Origin of the sequence: Marinobacter sp. C7 (assembly GCF_022343555.1) — a bacterium.
Taxonomy (GTDB): Bacteria; Pseudomonadota; Gammaproteobacteria; order Pseudomonadales; family Oleiphilaceae; genus Marinobacter.
Genome location: NZ_JAKQZH010000033.1, coordinates 1 through 686 on the forward strand (window position 1 = coordinate 1; position 686 = coordinate 686).

Below are 686 nucleotides of genomic sequence, written 5' to 3' on the forward strand. Positions count from 1 at the left end.
GTCCGAGCAGGCGCTTTCCGCCGTGGTGTTCTGGACCATGGGCAGCCTGACCAAGGCGACCTGGCCGAAGATCTGGGTGACGCTTGCCGTGCTCGTCCTCGCGCTTCCGCTCTTTGCCCGCAATGCCTGGGCGCTGACGGCCATCAGGCTCGGTGAGGACAAGGCCGCCAGTTTCGGCATCAATGTCCGGCGCATTCGCCTCGAGACCATGCTGATCATATCGCTGCTTTCGGCCGTGCCGGTCAGTTTCGTCGGCACGATCGGTTTCGTCGGCCTTGTCGGACCGCATATCGCGCGCATGATCCTCGGCGAGGACCAGCGGTTCTTCCTTCCAGGCTCCATCCTGTCCGGCGCGCTGCTGCTCTCGGTCACATCGATCGTATCGAAATCCATCGTTCCCGGCGTGGTTTTTCCGATTGGCATCATCACAGCCCTGGTGGGCGTCCCGTTCTTCTTTTCGCTCATCATCTCGAACAGGAGCCGGTCATGGTAGCCCTGCAGCTTCAGTCGGTCGGGGCGTATCATGGCAGAAAGCTCTTCGTCGAGGAGGTGACGACGCCTGTGATGAAGGCGGGTGAGCTTATAGCTGTGATCGGCCCCAATGCCGCCGGAAAATCGACCCTGTTCAAACGGATTACAGGAATCCTCAAGGGGCCGGGCAATGTGCACATCGAAGGCGCGAGGGC

The 686-nt window shown here is 61.2% G+C and carries 2 protein-coding genes; both read left to right on the forward strand.

Going from position 1 to position 686, the window contains the following annotated elements:
• On the forward strand, positions 1-493 hold a 493-nt coding region (locus MD273_RS18545), incomplete at its 5' end, for a FecCD family ABC transporter permease (protein ID WP_239039256.1).
• The coding region (locus tag MD273_RS18550; protein WP_239039257.1) for an ATP-binding cassette domain-containing protein at positions 487-686 on the forward strand (200 nt) is incomplete at its 3' end. The genes MD273_RS18545 and MD273_RS18550, both read left to right, overlap by 7 nt.